Raw genomic sequence first — 24,155 nt, forward strand, 5'->3', positions numbered from 1 at the left:
GCGTATTGTTGCTTAAAGAAACCATTATGGACATTATTAAGGCAATAGAAGAAAAGATACGCGATTCGATAGATGTAATTGATATCAACATTATCGATGAATCAGCAAAGCATGCTGATCATTATTTTGCTTCATCTTCAACACTACCTTCACATATCAAGCTAATATTAATATCTGACAGCTTTATCGGAATGAACACTCTCAAAAGGCATAAATTGATTTATGAATTATTAAAGAGTAAGATAGAGCTAATACATGCAATTTCTCTTCACTTGTATACGCAAAATGAGTACAATTTAAAAAATAAAGAATAAAAATGTGAAGGAAGAGTCTTTATTAGTTAAAGCAGGAAGAAAATTTAATGACTATAAAGGTTCTATGAACCCGCCAGTTTATCATTCTTCTACCATATTATTTCCTACTTACAAAGACTACTTAAATGCTGCAAATGGAGAAAGTATATACGATGTAATCAACGATGGTGTTGCAAGAGATTACAGCTATAGTAATGTTGGTACTCCCACTGTTCATTATCTTTCAAATGCGCTTGCTGAAGTTGAGGGTAGGGGACAAGCATTAATCTATCCTTCCGGATTGTTTGCACTTACTTTTGCTATTTTGACTTTCACTAAAGCGGGTTCGCATGTCTTGATACAAGATAATAGTTATTACCGACTTAAGAGATTTGCCGAAAATGAGCTACCAAAAAGAGGAATAGAAGTAACTTTTTATGATCCAACACAGGATATAACTGATTTAATTCAGAGTAATACTTCATTGATAATGATTGAGACTCCTGGTTCTGTAACGTTTGAGATTTCGAATATAGAGCATATAGTAAAAGTTGCTAAAGAACGTGGAATCGTAACCGTTTGCGACAATTCATGGGCCACTCCTTTGTTATTTAAGCCGCTTGATTATGGAATTGATGTTGCACTATATGCAGTGACAAAGTATCTAGCCGGTCACTCAGATTTAGTTATGGGAGCTATTATTGCTGAAGGTGAAATTTTTAAATTGCTTTATGAGAGCTATAAAAATTATGGAGTAACCATTCAATCGCACGACTGCTACCTTGCACATAGGGGACTTAGAACATTGTACACACGTATGAAAAGGCACCAAAATACAGCAATGGAAGTGGCAAAGTGGCTAGAAAAACATTCAAAAATCAAAAAAGTTTTGTATCCAGCACTTCCCTCCCACCCTCAACACGAATTATGGAAAAGTTACTTCAAAGGAGCAAGCGGCACATTCAGTATAGCACTAGATAGAGAATATTCATGTGAAGAACTAAGCTGCATGGTTGATCACATGAAAATTTTTGGTATCGGTGCTTCTTGGGGAGGGTGCGACAGTTTGATATTACCAATAGATCGTAGATCTATGTCAAGATCCGTAATGAGTTCAGACTATGGTGGAAGTTTTATACGGATATTTTGTGGACTGGAAGATCCTGAAGATTTAATCTCTGATTTAAATGCTGCACTAGCAAGGTTGCCATGTTCGAATATCAAAGCTGGCAGAGTAAAGCATGAAACTGAGAGAATTACTGCATAGTATCATTGATGTTGACTTTGATATTGAAGTCAAGGGTGTTACATGTAATCCCAAGAAAATCAAGGAAGGTTATCTTTTTGTTTGTGTGTCAGAAAGGGATAGGATTTACATAGATCAGATATTATCTTGTGGAGCTAAAGCGATAATTGCAAGTGATTGCATAACAGAAGCTGCAAGCCTTGGTATCATTCCAGCGCGTGATGCTGGAATCTGTATCTTCCACCCAAACCCTCAAGAAATATACAGCGAAATAGTCAGCAGGTTTTATCAATTCAAACAGCCCAAATATGTTGCTGCTGTAACTGGTACAAATGGTAAAACTTCAGTAGTAGAATTTTGCCGCCAGATCTGGCAAAACTCTGGCTATAATGCGGCGTCTATTGGAACACTTGGAACATGCATCAATAATGGCAGAAAAGATAATAGCAACAGTCTTACCACTCCAGGTGCAGATGACCTTTACGCAACATTGCGTGGTATAAATGTAGAACACTTAGTGTTGGAATCATCAAGTCATGGAATTGATCAATACAGAATCCATGGATTAAAGTTGAGTGCTGCAGCTTTTACTAATTTCTCGCAAGATCATTTAGATTACCATAAAAATCTTGGTGGATATTTAGAAACTAAAAAAAGGTTATTTTACGAAGTATTACCAGAAGGAAAAACAGCGATTTTAAATGCGGATATAGATGAATACTACGCGTTGCTTAAGATAGCTGAAAAACGCAGCAACAAAATTATCACCTATGGAAAAACAGGCTCTGATATTACTTTATTAGAGCAAACACCAACCCCTAATGGTCAACATCTTACAATTAAAATTGGCGATGAAATTTATGACATGTTTTTTCCAGTTTTAGGAAAATTTCAGGCATATAATCTGCTATGTGTAATGGGTATAGTTACCTCGTCTGGACTGAATTACAGAGAAATATCTATAGGTAAACTCGTTTCTCCACCAGGAAGAATGGAAAAAGTGAAACCTTTTGCATTCGTGGATTACGCTCATACTCCAAGTGCGCTTAAACAAGCCCTGTTGTCTTTAAAATGGCACTTTAATAAAAAAATAGTCCTGATTTTTGGTTGTGGTGGAAATCGTGATCGAACAAAACGTGCAGAAATGGGTAAAATAGCACAAATGTATGCAGACAAAGTGATAATCACAGATGATAATCCGCGTGATGAGAATCCGGCAGAAATTCTTCGTGGTATTTTACTACATTGCCCTGATGCACTGGAGATAGGAAATAGAAGAGAAGCTATAGAGAAAGGCATAGATATTGCCTATAACGAGGGTATGATTCTGCTAGTTGCAGGAAAGGGGCACGAAAGATTTCAAATCATAGGGAATCAAACCTTTGAGTTCAGTGATGTTGAGGTTATTAAAAATCATGCCTTAACATACTGATTTTCACAATCATTCACTGTTCTTGCAAGTGATAGCACTCTCACTTCTCTTGCACCGGAGTTTAAAATTTCTTGAGAGCAAGATCTTACAGTCGCTCCGGTTGTTACCACATCGTCAACTAATATCACGATTTTATTTTTGATAATTTCTTTATTGCTTGTTTTAAAAGCCTTCTTTAAGTTTTTTTCACGCTGTTTAAGTGAAAGACCAGCTTGAGGCGCAGTATGGCGAAGACGTTTTATTGCAAATGGCGTATAGGATAAATTGGACAACTTACTCAACTCTTTTGCAAGCAGTGCTGCTTGATTATATTTACGTTTAAACAAGCGCATTTTATGTAACGGTATAGGAATTATGACCTCTGCGTTCTGAAACGTGTCCTGATTAGCTTGGTGTATCCACTTTGCATAGATTTTTACGTAATTCAAATTATCAAAAAATTTGAAATTTATAATCATGTTTTTACTATGTTGATCATAAGCAAAAACTGATCTTATTACTTTAAACGGTGGAGGATTGATGATGCACTTACCACACGTATAAATATTGTCTGAGATTACTACGCCACAAACATTGCAGTAATGCTTAGTTAGAAAATTGATTTTTTTGTTGCATTCACTACACAGATTAAGATTTTCATCAATGATACACTCGCAACTTACGCATACGTTTGGAAATATGAGATTTGTAGCTTTTTTTAGTAAGAGAAGGTTCACAATTCATTAAATATATTATAAAATTTATATAGTATAGCTAAAGTAACTTAGGTTTACACCCTTTCACTTTTTATTTCATTTCAATATAGTTCAAACTGCTGAGTGTTATAAAAGCAGAACTTATAACTCAGTTTGTGGTATACCATTGACTAAAGTAGTCTTTGAATTATCCTTAGATAAAAATTGATGTTTTTCTGGCTTCTGTACTTCACTCAACTTACTTTGCACTTTGTCACAAGCCCACACAAGTGGCGTTATGATTGACGCGGCAGCCCAAATGATAGCAGCGCAAGCATAACTTACAATCTTGTTAAATACTCTAGCTACTGCATTAGCACAATCTTGCCCCATTTCTAAAAATATGTTTGAATAATTAACGAATGATTTTGTATCCGTTTTAAAACAATAGTCCCCTGTTATTTTTGACAATAACTTGACTGGAAAGTATGACAAACATGCCACTATCAAAAATAAAGGTTGCAATATTATGTTGGCTGCTAAAACAGCACCCAGTGTACACAATGAATACACTCCCTCTGCTCTGTGGCCCACGTATTCACATTTATCATTATCTTGATAATACTTGTTATAATTGTCTTTACTCTCAACGCCACAAATTACATCTTTCACAGGTCCTAGCACATTATCAACGTAACGTACAGATTTATAGAAACTATTCTCTGGAACTGGTGTGTGATTTTTTACTTCCTTAGCAGGCACAATTCCATATTTAGCATATCTTTTAAAATATTGATATACTGACATTCTCATCTCCAAATCATAAATATGCAACGTAGCCTAATATAATTAAGAAATAGTTTATAATAAATACGTTTTAAGATACCTGCCTGTAACACTTTCTGGAATTTTTGCCACTTCTTCTGGAGTTCCAGTAGCAATCACTTCTCCGCCTTTTATTCCGCCCTCTGGTCCGATGTCTATTATATAATCTGCAGTTTTTATAACGTGCAAATTGTGCTCGATAACTATAACAGTGTTTCCCAGATCGACTAATCTATGGAGTATTTTTAGTAAGTTATTTATATCTTCAAAGTGTAATCCAGTTGTTGGCTCATCAAGAATATATAATGTTCTTCCGGTAAATCGTTTTGATAGCTCTTTGGACAGCTTTATTCGTTGTGCTTCACCCCCAGACAACGTTGTTGACGACTGTCCGAGTTTTATATAGCCAAGCCCTACTTCCTGCAAAGAAACCAACTTTTCTTTTACCATTGGAAGGTTTTCAAAAAAATCACAAGCCTGATCTATCGTCATATCAAGCACATCAGAGATTGATTTTTCTTTATAAGTAACTTCCAATGTTTCCCGATTATACCTTCGCCCTTTACACTGCTCACACTTCACATAAACGTCCGGTAGAAAATGCATCTCTATCTTTAAGTGCCCATCACCTTTACAAGCCTCACACCTTCCCCCTCTGGTATTAAATGAAAACCGGCCTATATTATATCCCCTTGCTTTTGACTCTGAAAGACCTGCAAACCAATTTCTTATATGAGTGAACATACCAACATATGTTGCTGGATTTGACGCCGGAGTTCTACCAATTGGCGACTGATCAACTTCTATAATTTTATCTATATATTCAAGACCTTCTATTCTATCACACCGACCATACCGTGCAGACGAATGATATATCTTATGTGCTGAATATTTATATAACGTTTCTATGACTAAACTTGATTTTCCCCCTCCTGATATTCCAGTAACACAAATAAGATTCCCTATAGGAAATTTAACGTTCACATTTTTTAAGTTATTTTCACATGCATTTATTACTTTTATGAACTGAGTTGCTTGCTTTCTTCTCCTTGGAATTAAAATTTTTTTCTCTCCACTCAAATATTGCCCTGTTATGCTCCCTGAATTTCTTTGCACCTGGTCTGGTGTTCCTTCTGCAACAACTTTTCCACCATTTACGCCAGCTCCAGGACCAATATCAATCGCATAATCAGCAGCCATTATTGTATCTTCATCATGCTCAACAACGATTACAGTGTTACCCATGTCTCTCAAGTTTTTCAGTGTAGCAATTAACCGATCATTATCGCATTGATGAAGGCCTATCGAGGGTTCATCAAGCACGTACAGCACTCCTGTTAAACCAGAGCCAATTTGTGAAGCAAGTCTGATCCTCTGACTCTCGCCGCCAGAGAGAGTGCTAGATTCTCGATCAAGCGTTAGGTAATTCAACCCTACATTCTTTAAAAATGCTAGCCTCTTGATTATTTCATTTAATATTTTACTTGAGATTTGCTTCTGTTGTTCTGTGAGCTTGTCTGGCAAATTTTCAAACCACTTAAGGGATTCATCGATGCTGAGCCCTGATATTTCACCTATATGTTTGCTATCAATTTTTACTGTAAGCGCTTCTTTTTTCAATCTATAGCCAGTGCATTCCTTACAGTGAGTGACAGAGCAATATCGCTCAACAAGCGTTTCATCATAATCCATCTGACGTTCTAGGATACTGACCAAACCTTGAAATTTATCAGAGCCAAAGAGTATCATATCTTTTACTTCTTGATCTATGTTCTTCCACAGAACATCAAGGCTAAATTTACAATTTTCAACCAGTGATAGAATTGCACTTTTTAGAAATCCATAACTTGTGTGCATTTGGCGTGCTGCCTGCCCTACTGGCTTTAAAGCACCCTCAGATATTGAAAGAGTTTCATCTGGCACTATCAGTTTTACATCAACAGCCAGCTTTTTACCAAGCCCATTACATGAACCGCATGCACCGTAAGGGCTGTTAAAAGAAAATAATCTTGGTTCTATTTCCTCAAGAGTGAAACCAGACTCGGGGCATGCAAAATTCTCTGAAAAAGTCAGAATTTGGCCATTGTTATACTCAGAATTATGGTTGTCAGGTAGGTTTACTACTTCTACATACATTAGACCATTACCAAGTTTTAGTGCGGATTCTATACTACTTGGCAGTCGATTTCCTATATCGCCCAATATTGATATTCTATCTGCAATCACAAAAATGTCGTGTTTCTTGTTCTTATCGAGTTTAGGCAAGTCATCTACATTGTACACTTCACCATCTATTTTGAACCTTACGTAACCTTGTCTTTTAATTTCCAATATCTCTTTGAGATGTTCTCCCTTTCTACCACGCACAACAGGGGCAAGTATATATATTTTAGTTTCTAAAGGTAACGCAATTATAGTATCTACAATTTGAGACACCGTTTGTTTTGTTATTGGCAATTGAGTTGCAGGTGAATAAGGAACTCCTATTCGTGCATATACTAAGCGCAAGTAATCGTAAATTTCGGTAACAGTTCCAACTGTTGACCTTGGATTTTTTGAGATCGATTTCTGGTTGATAGATATTGCAGGAGAGAGACCTGTAATCGACTCAACATCTGGTTTATCCTGAATGTTGAGAAATTGACGCGCGTAAGCTGATAGGCTTTCAACGTACCGGCGTTGGCCTTCCGCATAAATTGTATCAAAAGCGAGGCTAGACTTGCCAGAACCACTTAGCCCAGTTATAACAACTAGCTTATTTTTCGGTATATTGACATCTACACCTTGCAGATTATGTTCCCTTGCGCCCTTAACTCTGATGAAATTGTCCATACATCACGTATTTTTAACAATCATAACCTCAAGATACATAAACTTACAGTAACTTTCTACTGATTTTTTAACTATTCGGAGAATAAGGTGGCTATAGCTAGTGCAAACCGTTAACTGTACGAACATTTTAATATGATACGATGTTACATAGTAAACGATATCATTTCAGCGCCACTTTTCTTGTCATTCCAGTGTCAAGCACAGTCGTCTAAGTGAGGAAAGTCACCTCTCCCCACTCGACTTCAAAACCGGACTTGTGGTAGAGTGGGCAGCCAGCGAGTTACTTGTTAAGTACTTTTCCAACAGCCCCTCTCCGAACCTTACTATTACCCACAAGTATAGAATTCATGAGCAAGTCTTCATCCTTCTGCTAAATCAAAGAGACGTTTCCATCCCTTCCACAGAGCTATAGCTAAGTCATTTTTGCGGGCTAAAAACCCTCCTAATTTGGCCACCCACCTCACGATTTCTCTTAGAACCTGTACATGATCTCAAGAAAGGAATAAACTAAGAGATAATGTATATAAGTTAGGATATATGAGGAGTTTATACCCAAGTGATATAAGTCGGGAAAGATTTGAGATTATGTTACCAGATCTAGAGTCCTGTAGAAAAAAAACAAAACCAAGAAAACTTGATTTGTATGATGTATTTTGTGAAGTGTTATACGTTCTGAAAAGCGGTTGTCAGTGGAGAATGCTACCAAAAGAGTTTCCAAAATGGCGCAATTGTTACGACTATTTTAAGAAGTGGAGTGAAAAACCAGATGCAGATAAAGAAAGTGTTCTGGAGCTGGTGTTAAAAAAAAATAGTTGCGACAAAACAATGGTCGGAAAGAAAAAACCAGCTTCTGCATAATTGATGCACAGAGTGTAAAAAATGCAGATACTGCTGAAGAAAAAGGCTATGATGCAGGCAAAAAGATTTCAGGAATAAAACGCCATATTGCAGTAGATACGCAAGCATGCAATTTATATAACAACAGCAGAGATAACTGACCGTAGCAGTGCTGTGAGAATGGTCGAAAATGCAAAAGAAAACCTCTCAGGAGTTAAAAATGTACTGGTTGATGCAGGCTATACTGGAGAGAATTTTGCAACTCAAATAAAAACGATTATTGGTGCAACCGTTGAAGTGATAAAAAGAAATGAATTACATTCCTTTGTTGTATTGCCCAAAAGATGGGTTGTGGAGCGATCTTTTGCTTGGTTAGAAAAATGTAGAAGATTGTGGAAAAATTGTGAGCGAAAACTCAATACTAGCCTACAAATGGTCGTTCTGGCTTTCACTGCCTTACTTCTGAAAAGATTATGAACAGGCTCTTACAACTATTTTCTATACTCTTAAAAATGACTGGGTTTTTAAAGATTTCACAAAATTTGAATTTTTTATTGGACAACAATCATAGGAGAAAAAGTAGAGAGAAAGTTAAGACGATTTTGAAGTAAAATAAAACGTTTTTTCAAAGAGGTGTAATATGACAAATAGAAGAGAATATACAACAGAGTTTAAATTGGAAGCTATAAAACTAGTAAAAGAACCATCAGCAAAAATAGCAAGGGATCTGGGTATAAGTGGCGATTTGTTAAGCAAGAAAATATAATGAAAAAATGTCTGGAGTAGCCAGGCAAAGGAAAATTGGCTCCTTATGACAAAGAAAGGTTTGATTTGAAGAAAGAACTAGCAAGAGTAACGAGAGAGAGACATTTTAAAAAAAGCCCTGGCCAACCAAAAAGAGTAAAATATTCTTTTATAAAAGAACATAGAAACTGCTATAAAATACAGGAATTATGCAGGTTTTTAGATGTATCTGCTTGTGGTTATTATAAATGGGTTGCTAAGGAAAAAAACAATAAAGAATTAGCAAGAGAAGAGCTTCTAGGAGATATTCAAAAAAGCATCACAACACAGCCCTAAAATCCATAAAAGCTTTAGGCAAAAATTATAACATCAAAACAGTGCAAAATGTTATGCAGGAAAATGGCATTATAGCCAAACTTAGACGAAGATTTAAAACTAAAAAACAACCAAATAATATGGTTGTTGCTCCTAATATATTAGATCAAAATTTTATCACTGAGCAACCAAATAAAGTATGGGATTGCTTATATAAAAACCAAGGAAGGTTGTTGGCAGCAATAATTCTCACGCATGGTAGTTAATGAGTCATACAATGGCTAAACAACTAGTTGTAGATGCTTTGTTGATGGCTGTTAATAAGCGCAAACCCGCTAAAGATCTACTGTTACATAGCGATCAAGGGTCACAATATACTTCAAAAAATTATCAATATCTATTGGATACAAAAAGTGTCATATCTAGCATGAGTCACAAAGGTTGTTGTTACGATAATGCCGTTGCGGAGGGCTTTTTTAGTTCACTTAAGAGGGAGTTACTTATTGATACTTCGCAACACTCTGCACAACAAACCAGAACTGCCATATTTGAGTATATAGAAATTTTTTATAATAAACAACGACGTCATTCTACTATTAACTATTGCATTCCTGAACTTTTTGATTCATCATTTTCATGACAAAATTCTCTTAACTTTCTCTCTACTTTTTCTGGGTAGGGCCACAGTCACGCGCTGACCATTTGTTGTACTTAACAAAAGCAAATGTTCGTATAGTTGTGGGCTTGACCATAAAATGATTCTTAAGAAAGCAAATGCAATTTTTTGCAGGTTTCACGCGTGATAAAAATTAACAGTTTTATTTTTAGCCAAATCAATTGAATCAAGCTACAAAATCTGCTAAAGTTAACTTTATGAAAGCACCCTTAGCTCAGTTGGATTAGAGCATTTGACTACGGATCAAAAGGTCGGGCGTTCAAGTCGCTCAGGGTGCACCACATTTTATAGGAAACAGAAGTCACACTTGAAATTAATATATGCAATACCTATGTTTAAAGGTTAAACACTAAACTATTATATATGAGCAAAAAAGACTACTATGATCTGTTGGAAGTAGGCAGAAATGCCAGTATTGATGAGATAAAAAAAGCGTATAAAAAATTAGCGTTAAAATATCATCCTGATAGAAATCCTGGCAATCAAGAAGCAGAGGAAAAATTTAAAGAAGTAACAGCTGCATATGAAGTTCTATCTGACTCTGAGAAAAGGGCAGGCTATGATCGTTATGGCCACGAAGGTGCTTCTGGTGGATTTCAAGGCTTCAGCTCTGCAGGAGATTTTAGCGACATATTCAATGACTTCTTTGGTAGAGGATTCGGTGGTGGTGCAAGTAGATCGAGAGCAAAAAGAAGTAGAACAGGAGTATCTGGAGCAGACCTACGTTATGATCTTGAAATTACCTTGGAAGATGCATTTAAAGGAATACAAGCGCCTATACATTATGTGACAAATGTAAAATGTGATACATGCCAAGGCACAGGTGGCGAAGGAGCAATTAAACCAGTTCAGTGCCACACATGCCAGGGAAGCGGTAGGATTAGAACTCAACAAGGCTTTTTTACCATCGAAAGAACATGTACTACATGCTATGGGGAAGGAGAAATAATACGAAATAAATGTAAGAAATGTGGTGGAAGTGGACGTAGAAGAGATGAAGTAAATATATCCGTTTCAATTCCAAAAGGCATAGAAGAAGGAGCTAAGGTAAGGGTAAGTGGTAAAGGAGAAGCTGGAGCAAGAGGTGGAAAAAGTGGAGATTTATACGTATACGTGAAAATAGTTCCCCATAAAATCTTTACTCGAAATAAAGCAGATTTACACTGTAAAGTGCCTATAAGGATGACACTAGCAGTGCTTGGTGGTGAAATCGATGTACAATCAATTGATGGAGCTAAAATAAAAGTAAAAGTTCCAGAGAGCACTCAAACTGGTACCAAGTTACGTTGTAAGGAGAAGGGTATGCAATATATGAACTCACATGTTCGTGGTGATTTGTATGTACAGGTAATAGTTGAGACTTTAAATCCAAAGAATTTAACTAAAAAGCAAATTGAGCTATTAAAAGCGCTTGAAGAAGAGGAAAATGCAAGTGTACAACAGCAATCTGAAGGGTTTTTTAGTAAAGTAAAAAAAAAATAAGAAATCTGCTAAATGACATGAAGGGGTAACTGTTTACGGGTTTTCATTTAATCCTGCAATTCTTTGATCTTATTAATGGAAAACTTAACAATAGTGTTATTATTAGCCAACAGAGACTTCTCAGTTCCTTAAAACTATGTAAAAGCAATAAATTTCTTTATTTAAGGTCGAAGTTTTGCTATTCTCAGGTTTTAATAATTTAAATTTAATGAATATAAACAAAAATGAGTTTTTATTTCTTCCTCTTGGAGGAGTAGGAAGAATCGGGATGAATGTTAGCCTATATCATTACCAAGGCAAGTGGATTATGATCGACCTTGGTATCGGTTTTGCAGATGAAACTATGCCAGGTGTTGAGCTGCTCATTGCTGATGTGGATTTTATTGCTCAAAGAAAAAAAGATTTACTTGGAATAATAATTACACATGCACATGAGGACCACTGCGGTGCAGTGCCCCACTTGTGGGAAGAATTGCAGTGCCCCATATATACAACAAAGTTTACGGTTAATTTTCTCAAGGAGAAACTAAAGGAGTTTCGATTGGAAGGTGTGGTACCTGTGAAAGAGGTAGACATAAATGGCAGCATAAATTTGGGTCCTTTTACCGTTGAGTTTATAAATGTAACTCATTCAATTCCTGAGGCAAATTCAATATTAATTAGCACTGAAATGGGTAGTGCACTTCATACTGGAGACTGGAAATTCGATCCAAAACCTGTTGTTGGATTAACTTCCAATATGGAGCGTTTAAAAGAAATTGGCGATAAAGGTAATCTGCTTGCAGCAATTTGCGATTCAACCAATATATTAAGCAAGCATCACCCTGAGTCAGAAGGTGAAATTTATAATAATATTTATAACATAATAAAGCGGTCTAAAAAATTAGTTGCTGTTTCGCTATTTGCTTCAAATGTGGCACGAATTGAAACGATAAGCCAAGCTGCAAAAGTACTAAATAGAAAAGTAGTTTTACTTGGTAGATCTTTATGGAGAATAGTGAAAGTTGCGCAAGATAGTGGTTATTTAACTGATTCTCCTGAGTTTCTAGAAGCAAAGGAAGCAGTAAATTTTCCAAGGGAAAAACTGGTGCTACTTTGCACAGGTTGTCAAGGTGAGCCACTGGCAGCTACCGCAAGACTTGCTGCTAAGAGTCATCAAGCATTTAAAATGCAGCAAGGTGATACCATGATTTTTTCGTCAAAAATCATTCCTGGAAATGAAACTCGTGCGCACAACATGCTCAATGCCTTTATTGAGATGGGGGTAGAAGTTGTTACTGAAAAAACAGAGCATGTTCATGCTTCTGGGCATCCAACAAGAGAAGAGCTAAAGGAAATGTATTCTTTAATAAAACCGAAGATGTCTATTCCAGTTCACGGCGAATATATTCACACGCATGCACATGTAAAATTTGCTAAAGAGTGCGGTGTGGCAAAAGCAATAATGATTGCACCAGGTGATATTGTTAATTTGGAGAACGGAGAAAAAGTTGATTCAATCGATGTTGACTACTTTGGTATTGATGGTATGTTGCTACGTCATCCGGAGTGCAGTGTTATAAAAATGCGTAAGAAAATGAGAGATGCTGGAGCTATTGTAGTGACAGCAGTTGTAAACAAGAAAAATAAATTGCTTGCTAAACCAAAAGTATTTGCACCTGGTGTTTTCGAAGCGCCAGAAGATGCAGCTATTATGCAAAGGATCATAAAGAAGGTTGAGTCAGCGTTTAGTTTACAGCCGACAAAAAAAATAAGAAATAAGATTGAAAGTTCAATATTTAGTATCTTAAAGGAATATTTACTAAAAAGACCTATAATTGAAGTCCAGATAGAACAGGTATAGAAATATACCTCTTTTATTAACCATTATTTGAGTAAGAAGTTAACAATGTATTCTTTGATGTTATTTCAGCATGCAATGCTGGAATCCATAAAAAAAATCAGTGTCAAGCACACAACTGTATGAACGTTGTGATTTTAGAGCAATCCCTGCCGGTAGGGGTGTCATCCATAAGTGTTGAAAGTAACACAAAAAAGACATAAAGAACTATTATTGCAAGAAAATGGAGGCAATAATGGATCAAATAGAAAGAGTACTAAATTTAATAAAAGATGAGGATTTAGAAAGGCTAGGAAAATTAAGTGAAGTAGATAAATGTAATACTAAATTGTTGGGCAAGATTATATTTAAAGGTCTAATGAAATTAATATTAATGGGGCAAAAAACAAGCCTAAGAGCGCTAGAAATGGTAATAAACAGGTGTATAATGGATAAGAATAGCGATAAAAGTACAGTAACATACAGTGGTTTGTCAAAAAGGTTAAAAGTTATAAATCCAGAATATTTTAAGGGAGTATATATTGATTTGATGAGCAAGATTAAAAAGCTATTACCCCAAAAAACATCAAATAACTTACATAAATTTGATTCGACGATCATAAATTTATCGGGATATCTCATAAAAGATGGGCTAAAAATAGGCGGTAAAAGTAACGACAGTCAAGTTAAAGTGAGTGTAGGATTAAAGGATCAATTGCCGACAAGTATAAGATTTTGTAAAGGACAAGAAGAAAGTAGTGAAGATATAGCATTAGTGAGAGCAATTAATGAAGCTAAAGTTGAAAAAGAGGATATTTTATTATTTGATAGAGGAATCAGAAAAGTTGGAACTTTTGCCGAATTTGATGAAAAGGAGTACAAATTTATCACAAGAGTTAAAGTAGGAAGAAAACATGATGTTATAAGCAGGAACAAAGTTATAAGAGAACAAAAATCGGATGGATCAGAGATTTTAGAAGATATAATAGTTAATCTTTATCGTGCACGAGGTAAAGTGGCAGAAAAGCATGATCTACGGCTAATAAAAATCAGAAATAAAATTGGAGATGAAATATGGTTTTTGACAAACTTGTTTGAAATGCCAGCTTATGAAGTAACAGAGCTATATAGGCGCAGATGGGATATAGAAGTGTTCTTTAAATTTATAAAGCAAAATCTTGGATATAAGCACTTTTTAAGCCATACTATGAATGGCATGAAGGTGTATATTTACATGATCGGCTTTGTTATTTCTTGTTTATAAAATCAAAAATAATCTACATGGGTTCAAAATAGCATTACTGCAATTCACATTGGATCTAAATGACTCTTTTATACGTTCGATTGTTTTACTGTCGGGAGGTAATTTACATGCCGTTGATCATCTCATATCACGTTATTTTTGATACTTTCAACACTTATGGGGTGTCATCCCAGTGCTCCGACACACAGCTGTACGAACATTTGTTCGCAGAGGCAGTGTGTTAGCCGATTTTACCTCAAACACAAAGGTGTCATTCCAGTGCTTGACACTGGGATGGCTTTGTTGCATAGCACCTTAAGCAGTGATGGTTTACGACAAATTTATGTAATGATTTCAAATTTAGCCATACCAATATCAGTGAATTTGTTGAGCAAATAGCACTTAATTAGTAATTCTTTTTCACGATTTACTTCAGATTTATTCCTAAAGCTAAATCCAAATACTTGCTTCAACCTTGAGAAAAATCCTTCTATGTAAGATCTCTTTCCATAAATTGCTTCCTTTTTCCACTCTTTTACACCATCTTGTCCATATAATTTTATTAACCTAATAGCAGCATTTCTGTCAGACATATAATCTATTTTTGAATGTTCTGCTGCATCCTTTTTTGGTAGAACTTTTGTCTTTATATCGTATTTCTTACACAATTTATAAAGTTTGTGCCTATCGTATGCCCTATCTGCATATAATGCTTTTATTTTGTGCTGAAAATTAACTTCTTCAAGCAAATCGCAAGCTCCATAGTGGTCAGAGTAGACGCCATTACTGTATCTTGCAGCTATAGCTTTTTTACTATTCACACTTAACATAACATGTAACTTTCTTACTTGCTCGTAGCTTCGGTACTTTCTATCTGCACTGTTTTCCTTACTGTGGCCAGGAGTGTTACTGTAAATGCTGATATTTGTGCTATCTATGATAATTTCAATATTTTCCATGTTGCTTTTATCAACCCTGCAATCATTTATCTTAATATTAAGTTTTTAAACCTTCTTGATGCTTGTGAATAGCTGATAACTGCCAAATTTTTTCCTATTTGTTGCAGATATCCTTTTATAAACCCCACCGTTTGTCTTAAACCAATTCTAAAAAGATTGACAATTATATGTACCAAAATTACGACTTTATCACTGTAAATATAGTTGCCGCCCTGCATTTTTGGACTATTTTCATACCAATTTTCGATAGCTTCATCGATGTAACGAAAAATATTTCCCCTTTTTTCAAGGAATTTGTTATATTCGTTTTGGTTACTGACTTTCATTTTCTGTGGCATATTTTTTCTTCAACAGTTAAATGGTTATTTATAATGAATTTTGTCAGTAGCCACCAGATTTTTTCGGTTGCTATGCAACAAAGCCCACTGGAATCCAGCAAAATTGATTGTAAACAAGCACACTATACAACATTGTCGATGAAATTGCCAGAAAACTGGATTCCAGTGTCAAGCACTGGGATGACATCAGAGGTTAATGTCACCTACTGTAACACGAGAAGTTCGAACAGTTGTGTATCAGCTACTTTCATGACGTCGTTTGTTGTGCAGTTTACCTTCAAAAGTAAACGTTTGCTGGGATGATAGAGAGCAAAGCAGGAAGTCTAATGAAGTTATTCGTTCAGCTGGTGTTATTTATTTCGTTATTTATTCCTTATTTTACAAAAGCTGCTTTATATGTTGATATAAAAAAAAGCAGTGTTGGTAACATTGGTCTTGTTATATCTAAATGTACATGTAAAACAGCGCTGGAAAGCGAATTAAGCGAAAATATTGCAAAGGTAATAGGAACAAATTTATCTAATTGTGGCTTATTTAATGTAAAACGTGACGTAGAAACTGAATCTAAATCTTGGAAAAGCGATACTGTAGTCACAGTAAGTTTAAGCGAAGTATCTGGTAGTGCATTAGAGCTATCATTTCGTTTGTTTGACACTTTTACAAGAAGAGAATTACTTACTCAGTCAGTTGTTTTTCCAGCAAAAGACTGGAGAAAAATTGGTCACCTTGTTTCGGGTGTGATACATGATAGATTGATTGGTGAGAAAGGGCACTTCAACACAAAAATCACGTATATCGCTGAAGAAAAAGATAGCAATTACAAATCTGTGCGTAAAATTGCTGTGATGAATCAAGATGGAAGTAATATAAAATACTTAACAAATGGCGATAGATTTGTGTCAACACCGAGATTCTCACCAAATGGAGAGGGTATTGTTTATATCTCATATGCAAATGGTAAAAGTTATATAATATTAAAAAATTTAAAAGATAACACTGAATCAATGATCAGCACATTTGAAGGAGTTGTTTCTGCACCAAGATTTTCTCCTGATGGTAAATCTCTTTTAATTTCCCACTCATTGGGTGGTAAAACGAATATATTATCTTTAGATTTAAGTAGTAAACGAACAAAAAAAATTACTAAAGGCTCAGCTATAAGCACTTCTCCCTCTTTTTCTCCAGATCAAAAGTATATGGTTTTTAGTTCTGATATAAGTGGAAGTCAGCAACTGTACGTTATCGATTTTACTAACAAAAGTAAAAAACCTAAAAGAATTAGTTTTGGAAGTGGAAGATATGCTACGCCTGTTTGGTCGCCAAAAGGAGATCTGATAGCTTTTACAAAGATTCAGTCGGAAAAATTTTACATAGGAGTTATGAAGCCAGATGGCAAAGAAGAACGTCTGCTTTCAGAGGGGCATAAAATTGAATCTCCGGCATGGCTACCAAATGGCAGAGAAATCATTTTTACAAGAACAGAATCACCAAGCAACTCTAAACTATATTTAGTAGACTTAGTAAAGAAAAATCAAAAAATCGTTTCCACTCCTACAAATGCTTCTTTACCGGATTGGTCTTATTATTGAACTACTGAGCTGCACACTGCTGATTAACTGTATTACCATGGCATTGATTTATCGCCACATCAACAAGATATCCCGCTACGCCACCTACTATAGCACCAGCGATTCCTGACAACACAACAGTTGCAATTACTCCAATAGCAACAATTTTAGGTATAATTCCCATTGCAGCTAGTGTGGCTCCTATAGCACCAAACAATAATGCTGAGCTTATAATTATCCAGCTCCTCCCTGAAGATTGTTTTTGTGGAGAATTATGTTTTGTATTACCTGCTATATGTGGCTGAGCACTTTGCACTCCTGATCTTAAAGTTGGTTGGAAATGATTATTAGTGTGTTGTGGAGAAATTCCTAAAGATTGTTTTTGTGGAGAATTATGTTTTGTATTACCTATTATAGGTGGCTGAACACCTTGTTTTGGATGTGAATTGTTATTAATTACATTTTCTTTGTGTTCAGTGAATAGTTTTTCAAGCTTACTTTTCCCTTTGGATCGGGCCAACCTTAATGTAACGGAGAATGCTAGAGTGCTCTGTACAGTTTCAGGGTCAGCGCCTGGCTTTAATAGTAATTCTGCAATTTTAATATCATGATCGGTTTCTGCACAATTGCTTTCAACAATGGATTCTAACATCTTATTTTTGAAAAAATTACATGTATATGGTAAGAATGTTTCTATTGTACTCTGACTATATTCTGTAATATGAGCGGTAATTATCAGGCCTGTTGAATTATCAACTTTAGCACCATGTGCAAAAAGCGCTTTAGCAATATCATTTTTGCCTGTTTTTAAAGCATATTCTAAAGCCTCACAAAGTGGTGCGAAATCGCCTTTTTTGTATACGTTAGGGTCTGCCCCATGCCTTAAAAGCACATTTACAACATCAAGGTTGCCTAGTATGCACGCATCACGCAAAGGGGTACCACACTGCCCCTTAATATTAACATCTATTATGCTAATTATCGAGCATGGATCGGCAATGCTGTTATGAACTGGTGTTGAGTTATTAGCCCTGTATTTTAATAAAACTTCTTCAAGAAGCTCTATCCAACCGGATTCAGGATCATTGCAAGCGTTTTTTACAATGTAGTGCAATATTGAATTTTCAGTATATATATCAGCAATTTGGGTTTGTACATTGATGTTCTGAACTTTTTTTAACAAAGTTTTTGTTTGGGCTAGATCTTGTGTTTCAAGAGCATAAAATAAATCTTTTTCCTCTTTACTCAAATGCGAACCGTAGCAATTTTTGCGAAATTCTTTACAACGGTTTTCTGAGAATTTATCAGCCCAGTCATAATTAGGTTGGTTGCTGATGAATTCTTCGCTGATCTCGCTTGTTAATATTCCATGTGCTACTGATATTTCTTGAAACTTTTCTGTTGCTGTCTTTTGCTCTTCTTGGCTTTTATCTGACCATTTATCGGGATGCTATTCCAATGCAAGTTTGCGATATGCCTTGTTAATCTCTTCTATACTTGCGCCTTCTGATAATCCTAGAACTTTAAATGCCTCTTTACATGTTTTTGGAATCATACTCACCCCTTAACCAAATTAATTGAACCTAATGTATTATCAGTTTAGCAAGTCCACTCAAGAAAGTAAAGTAAAACTAGAGACAGATTTCTTACTTTACCAAGAAGGATATCATGCAAGCCCTATGATGTCATAGAAGTAGCTGACACATAACTGTACGAACATTTGTTTGCAAAGGCAGTATGTTAAGTGTTATAGCCGGTTTTGCCTCAAACACAAAGCCATTCCAGTGTCAGCTACTTAGATGACAAAAAAAGTGAACAAAATTTCCTGATTTATTTATACCTACACTTTGGAACCTTACAGATATTGAGCAAATCCAATAATATCCTTGATTTCTTTTATATTATGGGTTGCAATTTCTGCTGCTTTCTTTGTGCCTTTTTTTAATATTTCATGTAAATGGAATTGGTCTTTTAAAAGATCATTCATCCCCTCACGTATGGGTGATATAACACTGATAATTAAATCAGCTAACTCTTTTTTGAAGTGTTTCATGTCATGTTTGTTCACTTCTTCACACACTTTTTCCACATTTAAATTACTAAGCACTGAATAAATGTTTATCAAATTGCTTATTTCTGGTCGGCACTCTAAAGTAGCAAAATCAAAGCCTAGAATTGAATCTGTTTTTGCTTTTTCTATTTTTTTAACAATTAAGTCATCTGTATCATCAAGGTTAATGCACGAATGTTCTGAAGGGTCAGATTTACTCATCTTGCTTGTACCATCTCTTAAGCTCATTATCCTTGATGTGCAATCCAAAGTTAAGATTTCAGGTACGATGAAATAATCCAGTTTATAATGATTGTTAAAAGCTGATGCAATATCACGTGCAAGCTCCAAATGCTGTTTTTGATCATCACCAACAGGAACGTATTTAGTTTGATACAACAATATATCTGCAGCCATAAGTACTGGATAACTATATAATCCAAGAGAGGCTTTTTGTTTATCGCTGCCAGCTTTATCTTTAAATTGAGTCATGCGATTAAGCCAACCAATTGGTGTATAGCACCCAAGCAGCCAGCCCAGTTCTGCATGACTACTAACTGTGGACTGATTAAAAATAATGGACTTTTCTGGATCTATTCCACATGCAATATAAGCTGCTGCTGTTTTGAAAATATTACTTTTTAATTCACTTGCGGGAAGCTTATTTGCTGTGATTGCATGTAGGTCGACAATACAAAAAAGAGATTTGTATTTATCCTGTAAGTCTATCCACTGTTTGATTGCACCAAGATAATTACCTAAATGTAGTACGCCACTTGGCTGGATACCTGAAAAGACAATACTTGTCATTACACATGTACCTTATGCGTTTTGCTAATCGTTTCCACAATCAGCAAGAAATAATAACCATTGCAGGGCGGAGCAACCTATTTTTGATAGTATAACCAGTTTGTAATACTTCTATAATAGTGCCAGGCTCTTTTTCATCGTCCTCTCTTTCCACAACGGCTTGGTGTAAATTACTGTCAAAAAGCTCACCAAGTGGGTCTACTTCTTCTATTTCATGTTTTTTTAGATCATTTATAATTTTTTGATGCGCTACTTTGATTCCTTCATGAACAGGATCACCGTCTTTCAAAATTTCTATTACTTTTTTTAAATTGTCGCACGAGTCGATCATATCACGTGCAAACTTTGTGACTGCGTAGTCACTTGCATCGCTAATTTGCTTTTGCATTATACGTTTGACGTTTTCATTATCTGCAACAGCGCGGCGTAAATGATCTTCAAGCTGAGCTGCACGTTCTTTTAATGTATTGAGATCTTCATTTAAATCATCAGTTTGCTTATGGTTATCACTTTGTTGGTCGTCACCTTTCTGCCCAGTTACCATATCGGTAAATTTCTTCTTTTTCTCTTTACTGCTGTCTGACATATTATTACCCTTAAGAATCTAATAAATATATAGCAATTAATCTGAAAATATCAAGCGCTAGCTACATTCGTCTTTCTATGCTCGCATTTAAAAAGTCAATTAAAGTAGTTTTATAAAAAGAATCAGAAAAAGTACTAATATTATTTTGCGCCATATTAATGTAGTGTCTAGCTTTTTCCATAGAAAGCTGAATGGCATTATGGTGATTAATATAGTGTAATGCTTGGTCAAAATTGTCTCTAGCTGAAGAAAAGCATTTTTCCCAGAATTTTTGCTCTGCTGGACTGCCCTTTTCGTATGCTATAATAGCAGGTAAGGTGACTTTACCTTCGAAAAAGTCTTTTCCGATTTGTTTTCCAGAAGTGCCTTGATTAGCAGTATAATCGAGCATATCATCAACTATTTGAAATGCCATACCAAAATTAAAACCAAAATTCTTTAGCCTCTCTGTTTCGTCATTTGTTGCACCAGATACTGTAGATGCAGCTTCACAGCATGCAGAAAATAAAGATGCTGTCTTTTCTCCAATGATATCAAAATAATTTCCCCTGACTGTGTGGGGGTCAAAACGTGTTGTCATCTGCTTTATTTCACCCTTCACAAGTAAATGCGATGCTTTAGATAAAATAGAGAGAATATTTAAATTTCCACACTCTATAAGCCATCTAAATGCTAGAGTCAACAATAGATCACCAACTAAAATGCTTGATTTATTTCCCCAAATCTTATTCGCTGTTTTAACTCCATGGCGTGCCTCACTTTCATCGAGCACATCATCATGAAGTAAAGTAGCATTGTGTATAAACTCTACCGATGCAGCAACGTTGATCCTATCCTCCCCAGAATAGTTTAGCATTTTACATATAATAAAAACTAGTTTAGGCCTTATTTTTTTTCCACCTGAACTAACAAGATGAGATATAATATCAGTAGCAAGCTTAGCACCTTCATCATTGACATTTTTGAAGATAAAGTCCTTCATAGCTGATAAATCAGAAGATACGACATCTTCTAATTTATCGCTGTTTGTTAAATCAGTATTTAGCATTTTAAAGAGACTTATGCTTCTTGTCCCTGTGCTTTCTCGTTCTCTGCTTTCTTCTTTTCTGTTTCTAAAGTTACTATGCCTTTTTTAATGAACCATAGTACTCTTTCAGTTGCTTGCGCGCCTACGCTTAGCCAATGTTTTAATCTATCAGCCTTCACCACAACACGATTTTTATTGTCTTTTGGTAACATTGGATCATATTGTCCTATTTTCTCAATAAAACGCCCATCTCTTGGTGCTCGTGAATCAGCTACAACTATCCTATAAAAAGGGCGTTTCTTTGCGCCAAACCTTGCCAACCTTATTTTAACTGCCATGTTAACCTTTATTCATATATTAGTCACAATTTTATACAATGAGCCGTTTTAAGTCAAATGAATTATACAACTTTTGCACCTTATAATATAATTACCAATAATGTAGGGTGTCATTCCAGCACCGGGCACTGGAATCTAGTTTGCATCATGCAGCCACTTAGTAAGTTTCTGGGTCCAAGTTCGGAGCACTGGATGCGTTTGAGGTAAAACAGGTTCTTATAAGGATTTAATTCTTATCTGGCTATATATCATCAAGTATAGCGTGATTAACTTCGACTTTATACTTTGATTCCAGATAGCTAATTAATTGCTCTTTTAGCGATATCATCACACGTTTTCCGGTGTCAAGCGTGTTTAATTTACCATTTGATGAATGCATTTCTTTTAGAACACCTATTATAATTTCATTATTGTATTGAATAGGGTCTGTCACTGAACCAGTTGTTTTCATATTGAAAATCTCTTCTACAAAAGAAAAGGGGTAGTTTTGTTGATCCACTTCATTGCGGTGCATCTGCTGACCTTTAACTAATTCCACACCTTGAATTTCTTCCAAATCTGTTTTTTCTCTTAGTTGAACTGCAACCTCTTGCCCAATTTTAAACATTCTTTCTTTTATAAACTCACTACACCAAAGCTCTACCGCTAATGCCCTGCCTTCTTCAAAACTTTGCAATTTGGGTGGAACGATATCAATGATTTTTACACTAACAACAGCGTCCCCAACGCCCTTAAAATAACCTTTCTGCTCCTTTTCTCGCGAAAAAATGAAAGAAATCAAATCACTAAAATCTCCTGCATTATTACCGTTTTGATCTTTTCCATTCGCATCTACTGGACCAATAGTTTGTATAGGTAAATTATATTCACTCAATATTTCTTCAATTATTGAACCATTGTATATCTTATAGTTCACTTGGTTTATGAAATCATTGACTCTTTCAAAAGACTTTTGGTTAGTTAAAACTGACTTTATATCTTTTTTTAAATCAACTAAGTCTTCATCAGAGATTTGATGCGCACCTTCCACTTTTATTATGTGCCAACCAAAACTGCTTGCTAAAACTTCACTTACTTCACCTACTTTGAGAGCAAATACCTTTTCCCTCACATCTTCTGGTAAAAAATCCTTAGTTATATTATTTACTCTAGTTTCCTCAAGTTCTGCTTTGCCAAACTCTTCTACTATCTGTTCAAAGCTTGTTTTACCCTCCTCAAATGCTTTTCTTGCTGTCTCAGCTTCTTCTTTGATAGAAAATATTACATTGAATATATCTCTTTGATCTTTTAGTTCCTGTTGTTCTATTATACCATCAACTTCTTCATCTGAGATCTTGATTTGATCTTCAAAATACTTTTGGCCTAAGGAAATATATTGCGCAGTTCGATACTCAGGATAATAAAAATGGGATTTATTTCTTTCGTACAAATCAAGTAAGGCTTGATCATCTGGTTCAGGAATGTTTGTAACTGCATCTTCAGTTATTTTAACAATATCCACTACTCTAGTTTGGTAGCGACTTTTGTATATCTGCTCATCAACTCTCTCGCCAAAAGTTACCGGATAATTATCTTTAAATAACGAAGTCACGAATATCATTGCAGGCAGAACTTTCTCTAGCTTTGCTATATACTCTTTCTCTGTCATATGCAGGTCATTTAGCGTTTCATGGAATTTATTTTTGTCAAATTCGCCTTTATCATTTTGAAAGTATTTGGTGTTTTTAATATGGTTTTTTATAGACTCTTCTCCAACTGTCAACCCCAGCTCACTAATTAGGTTAAACAATAGTTTTTGCTCTATAAGTGCGTTAAGCAAATCATATTTCAGCTTTTTTACTTGTTCTCTACTCGCATCAGATCCAGAAATTTGCTTTTCATAATTTTGATATAGTGATTTATACTCATCTGACGTTATAACTTCTTTTCCAACCCTAGCTACCTCTTCTTTTTCATCATCACCTGATAAAAGGTTGCCAATTCCCATGAAGATTAACAAGCAAGCTAAAAGGACAACGGTTACTTTAGTGAAAAAATTTTTAACATTCATTTTAAACTCAG

19 protein-coding genes, 1 tRNA gene and 3 pseudogenes are annotated in these 24,155 nt (G+C 35.4%); 11 read left to right on the forward strand and 12 right to left on the reverse strand.

The window, feature by feature from the left end:
* Positions 1-26: 26 nt before the first annotated feature.
* The 3 genes from OPR48_RS02465 to OPR48_RS02475 are packed head-to-tail and all read left to right on the forward strand — an operon-like array spanning position 27 to position 2,971.
* On the forward strand, positions 27-314 hold the full coding sequence (locus OPR48_RS02465) for a BolA family protein (protein WP_265026432.1): 288 nt from the start codon (positions 27-29) through the stop codon (positions 312-314).
* 4 nt (positions 315-318) lie between these two features.
* Positions 319-1,560: a cystathionine beta-lyase gene (metC, locus tag OPR48_RS02470; RefSeq protein WP_265026433.1), complete on the forward strand. Its 1,242-nt coding sequence runs from the start codon at positions 319-321 to the stop codon at positions 1,558-1,560.
* Positions 1,535-2,971 (forward strand): Mur ligase family protein, encoded by a 1,437-nt coding sequence (locus tag OPR48_RS02475; protein WP_265026434.1) that lies wholly within the window; start codon positions 1,535-1,537, stop codon positions 2,969-2,971. Before metC ends, OPR48_RS02475 begins: the two co-directional genes overlap by 26 nt.
* Here OPR48_RS02475 and OPR48_RS02480 read toward each other — a convergent pair.
* The 3 genes from OPR48_RS02480 to uvrA all read right to left on the reverse strand — a co-directional run bounded on the left by OPR48_RS02480 (position 2,953) and on the right by uvrA (position 7,302).
* Entirely contained in the window at positions 2,953-3,687 is a 735-nt protein-coding gene (locus tag OPR48_RS02480; RefSeq protein WP_265026435.1) for a ComF family protein, read from the reverse strand. The two genes, OPR48_RS02475 and OPR48_RS02480, sit on opposite strands and share 19 nt — an antisense overlap.
* A gap of 120 nt (positions 3,688-3,807) precedes the next feature.
* Complete coding sequence (locus OPR48_RS02485) at positions 3,808-4,452, reverse strand: hypothetical protein (protein WP_265026436.1); 645 nt, start codon at positions 4,450-4,452, stop codon at positions 3,808-3,810.
* A gap of 54 nt (positions 4,453-4,506) precedes the next feature.
* The gene (uvrA, locus tag OPR48_RS02490) at positions 4,507-7,302 is read right to left on the reverse strand and encodes an excinuclease ABC subunit UvrA (RefSeq protein ID WP_265026437.1); all 2,796 of its coding nucleotides are present in this window, start codon (positions 7,300-7,302) and stop codon (positions 4,507-4,509) included.
* Between the two features lie 537 nt (positions 7,303-7,839).
* Here uvrA and OPR48_RS02495 point away from each other — a divergent pair.
* The 6 genes and pseudogenes from OPR48_RS02495 to OPR48_RS02535 all read left to right on the forward strand — a co-directional run bounded on the left by OPR48_RS02495 (position 7,840) and on the right by OPR48_RS02535 (position 14,439).
* Positions 7,840-8,616 (forward strand): annotated as a pseudogene (locus tag OPR48_RS02495) (IS5 family transposase).
* Positions 8,617-8,779: 163 nt separating this feature from the next.
* Positions 8,780-9,838 (forward strand): annotated as a pseudogene (locus OPR48_RS07490) (IS3 family transposase).
* 239 nt (positions 9,839-10,077) lie between these two features.
* Positions 10,078-10,155 (forward strand) — tRNA-Arg (locus OPR48_RS02520).
* Between the two features lie 82 nt (positions 10,156-10,237).
* Positions 10,238-11,356: a molecular chaperone DnaJ gene (gene dnaJ, locus OPR48_RS02525; RefSeq protein WP_265026442.1), complete on the forward strand. Its 1,119-nt coding sequence runs from the start codon at positions 10,238-10,240 to the stop codon at positions 11,354-11,356.
* Between the two features lie 208 nt (positions 11,357-11,564).
* Positions 11,565-13,199: a ribonuclease J gene (locus OPR48_RS02530; protein ID WP_265026443.1), complete on the forward strand. Its 1,635-nt coding sequence runs from the start codon at positions 11,565-11,567 to the stop codon at positions 13,197-13,199.
* Between the two features lie 220 nt (positions 13,200-13,419).
* Positions 13,420-14,439 (forward strand): IS4 family transposase, encoded by a 1,020-nt coding sequence (locus tag OPR48_RS02535; RefSeq protein WP_265026211.1) that lies wholly within the window; start codon positions 13,420-13,422, stop codon positions 14,437-14,439.
* A 147-nt stretch (positions 14,440-14,586) separates the two neighbouring features.
* Here OPR48_RS02535 and OPR48_RS02540 read toward each other — a convergent pair whose 3' ends face one another.
* Positions 14,587-14,727 (reverse strand): hypothetical protein, encoded by a 141-nt coding sequence (locus tag OPR48_RS02540; protein ID WP_265026444.1) that lies wholly within the window; start codon positions 14,725-14,727, stop codon positions 14,587-14,589.
* Between the two features lie 32 nt (positions 14,728-14,759).
* A pseudogene (locus tag OPR48_RS07495) lies at positions 14,760-15,715 on the reverse strand (IS5 family transposase).
* A gap of 72 nt (positions 15,716-15,787) precedes the next feature.
* On the opposite strand from OPR48_RS07495, the gene OPR48_RS02555 reads away from it, so the two are divergent.
* Together OPR48_RS02555 and OPR48_RS02560 are read left to right on the forward strand one after the other, a co-directional pair.
* Positions 15,788-16,018 (forward strand): hypothetical protein, encoded by a 231-nt coding sequence (locus tag OPR48_RS02555; protein WP_265026447.1) that lies wholly within the window; start codon positions 15,788-15,790, stop codon positions 16,016-16,018.
* Positions 16,019-16,041: 23 nt separating this feature from the next.
* The gene (locus OPR48_RS02560) at positions 16,042-17,304 is read left to right on the forward strand and encodes a Tol-Pal system protein TolB (RefSeq protein WP_265026448.1); all 1,263 of its coding nucleotides are present in this window, start codon (positions 16,042-16,044) and stop codon (positions 17,302-17,304) included.
* Position 17,305: 1 nt separating this feature from the next.
* On the opposite strand, the gene OPR48_RS02565 is transcribed toward OPR48_RS02560, so the two are convergent.
* From OPR48_RS02565 to OPR48_RS02595, 7 genes are all read right to left on the reverse strand, one after another.
* Positions 17,306-18,532, reverse strand: coding sequence for an ankyrin repeat domain-containing protein (locus tag OPR48_RS02565; RefSeq protein WP_265026449.1), 1,227 nt, complete (start codon positions 18,530-18,532; stop codon positions 17,306-17,308).
* Positions 18,533-18,733: 201 nt separating this feature from the next.
* Positions 18,734-18,838 carry a J domain-containing protein gene (locus tag OPR48_RS02570; protein ID WP_265026450.1) on the reverse strand — a complete coding sequence of 35 codons (105 nt, stop codon included), beginning with the start codon at positions 18,836-18,838 and terminating at the stop codon, positions 18,734-18,736.
* Between the two features lie 300 nt (positions 18,839-19,138).
* Positions 19,139-20,143: a tryptophan--tRNA ligase gene (trpS, locus tag OPR48_RS02575; protein WP_265026451.1), complete on the reverse strand. Its 1,005-nt coding sequence runs from the start codon at positions 20,141-20,143 to the stop codon at positions 19,139-19,141.
* Positions 20,144-20,183: 40 nt separating this feature from the next.
* Positions 20,184-20,729: a nucleotide exchange factor GrpE gene (locus OPR48_RS02580; RefSeq protein ID WP_320109931.1), complete on the reverse strand. Its 546-nt coding sequence runs from the start codon at positions 20,727-20,729 to the stop codon at positions 20,184-20,186.
* Between the two features lie 61 nt (positions 20,730-20,790).
* Positions 20,791-21,777 carry a polyprenyl synthetase family protein gene (locus OPR48_RS02585; RefSeq protein WP_265026452.1) on the reverse strand — a complete coding sequence of 329 codons (987 nt, stop codon included), beginning with the start codon at positions 21,775-21,777 and terminating at the stop codon, positions 20,791-20,793.
* A gap of 11 nt (positions 21,778-21,788) precedes the next feature.
* The gene (gene rpsP / locus OPR48_RS02590) at positions 21,789-22,094 is read right to left on the reverse strand and encodes a 30S ribosomal protein S16 (protein WP_265026453.1); all 306 of its coding nucleotides are present in this window, start codon (positions 22,092-22,094) and stop codon (positions 21,789-21,791) included.
* 241 nt (positions 22,095-22,335) lie between these two features.
* Complete coding sequence (locus OPR48_RS02595; RefSeq protein WP_265026454.1) at positions 22,336-24,144, reverse strand: peptidylprolyl isomerase; 1,809 nt, start codon at positions 24,142-24,144, stop codon at positions 22,336-22,338.
* Positions 24,145-24,155: the final 11 nt, after the last annotated feature.

It is taken from the genome of Wolbachia endosymbiont (group A) of Bibio marci (assembly GCF_947251645.1).
GTDB lineage: Bacteria > Pseudomonadota > Alphaproteobacteria > Rickettsiales > Anaplasmataceae > Wolbachia.

Coding starts and splice junctions, on each gene's coding strand:
- OPR48_RS02585 (WP_265026452.1), bottom strand. CDS start 21,777: ATGCTAAATACTGATTTAACAAACAGCGATAAATTAGAAGATGTCGTA.
- OPR48_RS02570 (WP_265026450.1), bottom strand. CDS start 18,838: ATGATTCCAAAAACATGTAAAGAGGCATTTAAAGTTCTAGGATTATCA.
- OPR48_RS02580 (WP_320109931.1), bottom strand. CDS start 20,729: ATGTCAGACAGCAGTAAAGAGAAAAAGAAGAAATTTACCGATATGGTA.
- OPR48_RS02465 (WP_265026432.1), top strand. CDS start 27: ATGGACATTATTAAGGCAATAGAAGAAAAGATACGCGATTCGATAGAT.
- OPR48_RS02560 (WP_265026448.1), top strand. CDS start 16,042: ATGAAGTTATTCGTTCAGCTGGTGTTATTTATTTCGTTATTTATTCCT.
- uvrA (WP_265026437.1), bottom strand. CDS start 7,302: ATGGACAATTTCATCAGAGTTAAGGGCGCAAGGGAACATAATCTGCAA.
- dnaJ (WP_265026442.1), top strand. CDS start 10,238: ATGAGCAAAAAAGACTACTATGATCTGTTGGAAGTAGGCAGAAATGCC.
- OPR48_RS02485 (WP_265026436.1), bottom strand. CDS start 4,452: ATGTCAGTATATCAATATTTTAAAAGATATGCTAAATATGGAATTGTG.
- OPR48_RS02595 (WP_265026454.1), bottom strand. CDS start 24,144: ATGAATGTTAAAAATTTTTTCACTAAAGTAACCGTTGTCCTTTTAGCT.
- OPR48_RS02535 (WP_265026211.1), top strand. CDS start 13,420: ATGGAGGCAATAATGGATCAAATAGAAAGAGTACTAAATTTAATAAAA.
- OPR48_RS02475 (WP_265026434.1), top strand. CDS start 1,535: ATGAAACTGAGAGAATTACTGCATAGTATCATTGATGTTGACTTTGAT.
- OPR48_RS02530 (WP_265026443.1), top strand. CDS start 11,565: ATGAATATAAACAAAAATGAGTTTTTATTTCTTCCTCTTGGAGGAGTA.
- trpS (WP_265026451.1), bottom strand. CDS start 20,143: ATGACAAGTATTGTCTTTTCAGGTATCCAGCCAAGTGGCGTACTACAT.
- rpsP (WP_265026453.1), bottom strand. CDS start 22,094: ATGGCAGTTAAAATAAGGTTGGCAAGGTTTGGCGCAAAGAAACGCCCT.
- OPR48_RS02540 (WP_265026444.1), bottom strand. CDS start 14,727: ATGCAACAAAGCCATCCCAGTGTCAAGCACTGGAATGACACCTTTGTG.
- OPR48_RS02555 (WP_265026447.1), top strand. CDS start 15,788: ATGCAACAAAGCCCACTGGAATCCAGCAAAATTGATTGTAAACAAGCA.